General features: G+C 70.2%; 8 protein-coding genes and 3 pseudogenes. 3 read left to right on the top strand and 8 right to left on the bottom strand.

The window, feature by feature from the left end; genetic code table 11:
* Window positions 1–424: 424 nt before the first annotated feature.
* On the bottom strand, window positions 425–1,075 hold the full coding sequence (locus ACFY4A_RS42170) for a TetR/AcrR family transcriptional regulator (protein WP_390834610.1): 651 nt from the start codon (window positions 1,073–1,075) through the stop codon (window positions 425–427).
* 51 nt (window positions 1,076–1,126) lie between these two features.
* On the opposite strand from ACFY4A_RS42170, the gene ACFY4A_RS42165 reads away from it, so the two are divergent.
* Complete coding sequence (locus tag ACFY4A_RS42165; RefSeq protein WP_390834609.1) at window positions 1,127–1,261, top strand: SDR family NAD(P)-dependent oxidoreductase; 135 nt, start codon at window positions 1,127–1,129, stop codon at window positions 1,259–1,261.
* Window positions 1,227–1,469, top strand: coding sequence for an SDR family NAD(P)-dependent oxidoreductase (locus ACFY4A_RS42160; protein WP_390834614.1), 243 nt, complete (start codon window positions 1,227–1,229; stop codon window positions 1,467–1,469). Before ACFY4A_RS42165 ends, ACFY4A_RS42160 begins: the two co-directional genes overlap by 35 nt.
* Before the next feature lie 629 nt (window positions 1,470–2,098).
* On the opposite strand, the pseudogene ACFY4A_RS42155 reads toward ACFY4A_RS42160, so the two are convergent.
* From ACFY4A_RS42155 to ACFY4A_RS42135, 5 genes and pseudogenes are all read right to left on the bottom strand, one after another.
* Window positions 2,099–2,230 (bottom strand): annotated as a pseudogene (locus ACFY4A_RS42155) (transposase); the annotation flags it as partial.
* Between the two features lie 118 nt (window positions 2,231–2,348).
* Window positions 2,349–2,660 (bottom strand): annotated as a pseudogene (locus tag ACFY4A_RS42150) (SWIM zinc finger family protein); the annotation flags it as partial.
* Between the two features lie 176 nt (window positions 2,661–2,836).
* Window positions 2,837–4,423: an alkaline phosphatase D family protein gene (locus ACFY4A_RS42145; RefSeq protein WP_390834608.1), complete on the bottom strand. Its 1,587-nt coding sequence runs from the start codon at window positions 4,421–4,423 to the stop codon at window positions 2,837–2,839.
* Between the two features lie 46 nt (window positions 4,424–4,469).
* A complete protein-coding gene (locus ACFY4A_RS42140; protein ID WP_390834607.1) occupies window positions 4,470–4,829 on the bottom strand; it encodes a hypothetical protein in 360 nt (119 codons plus the stop codon).
* On the bottom strand, window positions 4,826–5,347 hold the full coding sequence (locus ACFY4A_RS42135; RefSeq protein ID WP_390834613.1) for a hypothetical protein: 522 nt from the start codon (window positions 5,345–5,347) through the stop codon (window positions 4,826–4,828). Before ACFY4A_RS42135 ends, ACFY4A_RS42140 begins: the two co-directional genes overlap by 4 nt.
* Here ACFY4A_RS42135 and ACFY4A_RS42130 point away from each other — a divergent pair.
* A pseudogene (locus ACFY4A_RS42130) lies at window positions 5,286–5,681 on the top strand (DUF6262 family protein); the annotation flags it as partial. The gene ACFY4A_RS42135 and the pseudogene ACFY4A_RS42130 sit on opposite strands and share 62 nt — an antisense overlap.
* On the opposite strand, the gene ACFY4A_RS42125 reads toward ACFY4A_RS42130, so the two are convergent.
* Complete coding sequence (locus ACFY4A_RS42125; RefSeq protein WP_390834612.1) at window positions 5,571–5,798, bottom strand: hypothetical protein; 228 nt, start codon at window positions 5,796–5,798, stop codon at window positions 5,571–5,573. The pseudogene ACFY4A_RS42130 and the gene ACFY4A_RS42125 sit on opposite strands and share 111 nt — an antisense overlap.
* A gap of 15 nt (window positions 5,799–5,813) precedes the next feature.
* The gene (locus ACFY4A_RS42120; RefSeq protein WP_390834611.1) at window positions 5,814–5,963 is read right to left on the bottom strand and encodes a hypothetical protein; all 150 of its coding nucleotides are present in this window, start codon (window positions 5,961–5,963) and stop codon (window positions 5,814–5,816) included.
* Between the last annotated feature and the right edge of the window lie 159 nt (window positions 5,964–6,122).

The following is a 6,122-nucleotide window of genomic DNA, read 5'->3' as shown; positions in this document are numbered from 1 at the left end:
CCGGTCGCCCTCGGGAGCAGGCAGCCAGCCTGGTCCAGGGCAGGCCCGTCGCCGGCCGAGGGCCGCGGGGTGGGGCGGAGGTCCCGTAGTAGTCCAAGCCCGCGAGAGGCGTGCACATGGCCAAGGGGACCAGCAAGTCAGCAGGGAGGAAACTGGAATGCCAGGAGGATGTCGCCGGTGAATACCGACGAGCTGAGGCCGGCCCTTTATTGGGGCGAGCGCCGGGTACTGGGGATTCAGACCAAACTGCACCAGTGGGCCAGCGATGATCCTCATCGCAGGTTAGACGATCTGTTCAACCTCGTCACCGATCCCGCGTTCCTTCTGGTCGCTCGGACTCGGGTGCGGGGTAACAAGGGTGCTCGCACTGCCGGTGTGGACGGAAACACCGCCCAAGTGTGCCGTCGACGGGGCGTGGGCATTGCTACGCCGTTTCGCCGGCGTCCGTGACCATGCGGACGAGGGTGTCGACGAGTTCGTCGGAGGTGGTACGCAATCTGCCTGTGCTGAGGTGGCCGGTGAGTTCCATGTCCGCGATGCCATGCGCGCCAGCGAGCAGCAGGGCGCCGTAGTGCCGAGCGTTCCGCCGTCCGACGAGATCGGTGACGATCGCCAGGAACTCGTCCTGGAAGCGTCCGGCCGCGCGCATGCGGTCTGCGGCCGGGTCGCCCGCCGGTGCGCACACCTGGCGCCGGACGCGATCGAGTCCTTCACTCAGGTCCTCAGGACGGTGTCCGCGACGCCTGAACAGCATCTGGTACAGGTGCGGCTGATCCCGGCCGACACCGATGAGGGTGCGGAGGGCGCCGCGCAGCTTGTCGGAGACCGACAGGTCCGGGTTGGTCCGCAGGGCGTGGACCTGGTCGGCAATCCGTTCCCAACTCTCGATCGCGACGGCGGTCAGCAAGCTGTCCTTGCCCGTGAAGTGCCGGTACGGGGCGCCCCGCGTGACGCCTGCCCGCGCGCCCACCTCGCGCAGGGTGACGGCTTCGGGGCCGCCGAGGTCGAGGAGGTCGGCGGCCGCGTCGAGCAGGGCGCGGCGGGTGAGGGCGGCGGATTCCGCGCGAGTGGCCATGGCGCCCACCATACAGTTGACAGCGTCACCTGAGTTGGTAGGATAGTTGAGATGACAACGTCATCTGAGCCGCAGAGGCTGATCGTCGTAACCGGAGCTTCCACGGGGATGGGTGCGTCAGCCGCCCGCGAACTGGCTCGTGAGGGATTCCATGTCTTGGCCGGCGTGCGACGCGACAGACGCTGACACCATCCGATCGACCGGCATCGAGCCGGTCATCCTCGACATCACCAAACCCGAGCAAGTGGAGGCGCTGGCGGCGCGGGTCGCCGACGACCCACGCCCGCTGCACGCGCTCGTCAACAACGCCGGCGTCCAGGGCCGCTGCCGCTGCCCGAAGACGCCCTGCCGATCGCCGGACTGGGCTGGCAGGCCGCACCGATCCCGGCCCTGAACGTGCGGGACAACACCCTCATCCTCGGCGACGAGATCATCGAGACGCCGCCGGCCATCCGCTCCCGCTACCTGGAAACCCGGCTCCTCAGCAATGTCTTCCGCTCCTACTTCGACACCGGCGCCCGCTGGACGACCATGCCCCGCCCCACCCTGACCGACCGCTCCTTCGACCTCAGCTACGCCCAGTCCGCAGCCACCACCCTGGGCGGACCGACCGAGCCGATCACCGACCCACAGCCCAGCCCGTACGACGTGGGCGTGGAGATGATGCTCGACGGCGCGCAAGTGCTGCGCCTGGGCCAGGACCTGATCGTCAACGTCGCCCAGGACAACCACCGGCTCGCGGTCGACTGGCTGACACGGCACCTGGAGGACCGCTTCCGCGTGCACACCGTGTACCGGATGGCCGACAACCACATCGACTCCATGCTCCTGGCCCTGCGCCCCGGGGTGTTCCTCGCCCGGCACGCCGGGCTGCGCGACATGCTTCCCGCGCCCTTCCGCAGCTGGAAGTTCATCGTGCCGCCCGAGCCGGAGCCCGGCCAGTTCCCCGTCTACACCGACGCCGAGCTGCTGCTGACCAGCCCGTACATCGACATCAACGTCCTGTCCCTGGACGAGGAGCGGGGCGACGGAGACGAGGGTGACGTGGTGGTGCCAGCCGTTCCAGGTGCGGCCTTCGAAGTGGGCCAGGCCCAGGGCCTGCTTCATCTCGCGATAGTCGTGTTCGATGCGCCAGCGAAGCTTGGCAAGCCGGACTGCGGAGGGGTGTACGCGCGGCTGGACGTCCTGACCCCGGGTCTCGACGGCGGCGAGGTCCGACACGGCACGACCAATGTCGACGTCAACAACCCGCTGCGCGAGCCCCTCTCCCGCATCGGCCCCGCTGACCACCCTGGTCGGAGAAGGACTCGAAGCGCAGCCGGTCGCCGTTGCCCGTCACCACCGGGTCGAGCGAGGCGCGCAGCTGCGGCTGGTAGTAGCGCGCGGCCGCCACGTGGGCCACCGCGAGCGGTGCGGAGGAGGTGATCTGAGACGAGGTCAGGAGGCCTGCGAAGAAACGCGGATGGTCCTCGGTGCCCGTGGGTGTCGCCCCTCGGGACGTTTCCAGCCCGAGGTGGCGGCCATCCGCGTCGGGGTGCAGCGCGGAGGGTCGGCGATAGGCCACGGCCTGCAGGGATCGCGTCATGGAAAAACCGTAGAGGCGACCACCGGCAATCGGCCTGACTTGCGAAAATGCCCGCAGGACGGGGGAGTTGGCGGGGCGCGGAGCCGTTCCGCGCGCCGGGGGATGACGTCGGCGCGCGACACGGCTTCGAGGGTACGGGCCCGGACGGCCTCGTCCGTGCCGGGCCCGCCTGTGCCTTACTGGCCGACCAGGCCCGGGCGCAGCGTCTGGGTGAACAGCACCGTGCCGTCCTGCTCCCGCAGCCGGACCGTCAGTTCGGCGCTGTCGCCGTCGATGTCGACCTCGCCGAAGAACTGGTAGCCGCCGGCGGGCGAGACGTTCGACGCGGTCGGCGCCTTCACGAACACCCGCTCCGGACCGAACGTGCCGTCCAGCGCGTTTGCCGGAAACGCACCGGCGTTGAGCGGTCCCGAGACGAACTCCCAGAACGGCTCGAAGTCGCTGAACGCGGCCCGCGAGGGCTGGTAGTGCTGGGCGGAGGTGTAGTGCACGTCGGCCGTCAGCCACACCGTTCCGGTGATCCGCTGGTGCTTGATGTACCGCAGCAGGTCCGCGATCTGCAGCTCCCGGCCGAGCGGGGCGCCCGGGTCGCCCTGCGCCACCGCCTCGAAGTTCGGCTTGTTCTCCATCGGGTCGGGCACCACGAGCCCGATCGGCATGTCCGCCGCGATGACCTTCCACACCGCCCGCGAGCGCGACAGCTCCCGCTTGAGCCACTCCAGCTGCTCGCGGCCCAGGATGCCCTGCGGGTCGACGGTCTGGTTGTCGGGCGAGTTGGCGTTGCGATAGGTGCGCATGTCCAGCACGAACACGTCCAGCAGGGGGCCCTGGCGCAGCACGCGGTAGACGCGTCCCTCGTCCGCGCCCGGGCGCAGCGTGGAGATCGGGAAGTACTCGCTGAACGCCCGCCGGGCGCGCGCCGCCAGCACGTCGACGCTCTTCTCGGTGTACCGGGTGTCGGTGGAGGCGATCACTTCGCCCGGGTACCAGTTGTTGCGCACCTCGTGGTCGTCCCACTGGATGACGGACGGCACCTGGGCGTTGAACCGGCGCAGGTTCTCGTCCAGCAGGTTGTAGCGGAAATTGCCCCGGTACTCCGCGAGGGTCTCGGCGACCTTCGCCTTCTCCTCGGTGGTGATGTTCCGCCAGGTGCTGCCGTCCGGCAGGGCCTGCGTGGCGGCGATCGGACCGTCGGCGTAGACGTTGTCGCCGCTGCACAGGAAGAAGTCCGGGTCCAGCTTCGCCATCGCGTCGTAGATCCGGTAGCCGCCACGGTCGGGGTTGATGCCCCAGCCCTGGCCCGCCAGGTCACCCGACCACAGGAACCGCACCCCGTCGCGGCGGCTGCGGGACACCGTGCGGAAGGTGCCGGTCACGGGCTCGCCGGTGCGCCGCGGGTCGTCCGGGTCCGCGAGCAGCACGCGGTAGTGGATCTGCTCGCCGGAGGGCAGCCCGTGCAGCCGGGTGGTGCCGGTGAAGTCGGTATCGGCGCCCAGCAGCGGGCCCTGCCATCTGCGCGGGTTGCGGAACGACTCGGTGGCCGACGTCTCCACGACCATCCGGGCCGGCCGGTCCGAACGCACCCACACCAGGCCGGAGTCGGCGCTCACGTCACCCGTCTGCACGCCCCAGCCGGCAGCGGGGCGCCCGGAGCGGGCGAACGCCGGAGCCGCGCCGAGGCCCGCGGGCAGGGTCAGGGCCGCCGACGCGGCGAGGGAGCCGCGCAGCACGCTGCGGCGGCCGGGAAGGGGACGGTGTGACATGGCTGGGCCTCCAGGAACGGGATCGGGCCTGTGTGCACAGCCACACCTACTGGTGCGCTGCGGCGACCACGCGAACCGCGAGTGAACACGGGCGGTCCAGCCCCCGGATCAGCCGTCGAGCGCCTCCGCCGCCGGCCCGGATCCCCGCACCGATCCGGGCCGGCGGCAGATGCGCGTACCCGAGCACCAGCCGGACGCCGGGATCACCGGTACGCGTGTGCGTGCAGGCACTGAGCGGGCGCACGGCGACCCCGGCGTCGACCACCCGCTTCAGGAAGCCGTCCTGCGGGCCGTACCGTTCGGGCAGTTCGGCGATGACGCGCGGGCCCGGGGCGAGCAGCGGCACCGGCGAGGTGTAGGTGACCTGGGCCCAGTAGGTCGCCTCGTCGGTGCGGCCCGCGATCACAGCGATGCGCAGGGCCAGGGGGTCTTCGCCGTTGTCTTCTTCTCCTTGCCCAGCACCCGCAGCTGGCCGGCCATGGTGGCGGCATGGTGTTCCTGCCGCAGCCACCACGGGTCGTTGTCGTACCCGGTCGGCCCGCCGGTGCTGCGGCGAAGACGGATGACGCTGTCCATCCACGCCAGGAGCGGCCCGCCGTGGTCGGCTGCGGCCAGCGGCCCCAGCCACGTACGCCCCAGCCGCTCACCGAGCCTGCGGCAGAACAATCCGTCGGCGGGCAGCGCCCGCGGCCGCCCGGCACCGCTGTCAGCCCACACCAGCTCGGCCATGGCCGGGTCCAGCAGCGCGTCGGCCACCGCCACCATCTCCGGGAAGACGACCGCGTTCCGCCCCACGATCCGCCACCGCTCCAGATCACCACCGGCATCCCCGCCCGCAACCTGATGCAGGCGCCGCGGCCAGATGGTCTCCTCCTCCCACTGCAGGGCTTGCTCCCACCACCGGGCCACCACTGCCCGCGCCATCGCGAACACCCGCTCCGGCTCCGCACCGTCCGCCGCTCCACCCAGGCCCACCGCCGCTGCGCCGCCACCACTTCCGGCAGGCCACGCAGATCGAGGTGCTCCAGCGGCTGGTTGGCGTCCGCGTCCAGCAACCACCGCCCATGCCGTACGCACACCCGCTCCCACCGCGGCGCGCGACCATACGCCTGTCACCGTTGCAGCCCTTGCCCGTACCGCCCGCGTCTCACGCACCTTCCTCTACCAGAACCAGCAGGCCAGAGCCCTGATCGAGCAGGCCACCCGCACAAGCAGACCCCATCCCGGAATCTCCAACAGCCGCGGCCGCACACAGCCCGCCTGGAGGGAGCGCGCCCTCAACGCCGAAGAGGCACTCGCCCAGACCCAGCGCGAAATCCTTACTCAGCGCACCCGTATCGCAGAACTCCTGGGCAAGATCCGCGACCTCGAACACGATCTCCCCGAAGGCTCACTTCAGCGGATCGTCACCGAGAACACCAGCCTGAAGCAGCACGTACGACAGCTCACCCAGGAAAACCAGCGCCTCCAAGAGCGTCTGGTCAGCGCCCGCCAGAACAATCGCTTCCTGGACAAACGCGTCGCAGATCTTGAAGCCCAACTCGCGCCGTATCTCACCGCCTCACCTCCGCCACCGTGACCCCGCCTCGGGAGTGTCATGAATCAGGCTCTGGCCCGTAGTCGGTGGTGACGCCGAGTAGCCGCCCTCGATCATGATCTTGTGGTGGATATCAACTCCCTTATCGGGACGGTGTTTTCG

The organism is Streptomyces sp. NPDC001292 (assembly GCF_042896465.1).
GTDB lineage: Bacteria > Actinomycetota > Actinomycetes > Streptomycetales > Streptomycetaceae > Streptomyces.
Note: the sequence above shows the minus strand (reverse complement) of the source record. Positions and strands in the feature narration are given on the sequence as shown.

Coding starts and splice junctions, on each gene's coding strand:
- ACFY4A_RS42160 (WP_390834614.1), top strand. CDS start 1,227: ATGTCTTGGCCGGCGTGCGACGCGACAGACGCTGACACCATCCGATCG.
- ACFY4A_RS42165 (WP_390834609.1), top strand. CDS start 1,127: ATGACAACGTCATCTGAGCCGCAGAGGCTGATCGTCGTAACCGGAGCT.
- ACFY4A_RS42145 (WP_390834608.1), bottom strand. CDS start 4,423: ATGTCACACCGTCCCCTTCCCGGCCGCCGCAGCGTGCTGCGCGGCTCC.
- ACFY4A_RS42135 (WP_390834613.1), bottom strand. CDS start 5,347: ATGGCGCGGGCAGTGGTGGCCCGGTGGTGGGAGCAAGCCCTGCAGTGG.
- ACFY4A_RS42170 (WP_390834610.1), bottom strand. CDS start 1,075: ATGGCCACTCGCGCGGAATCCGCCGCCCTCACCCGCCGCGCCCTGCTC.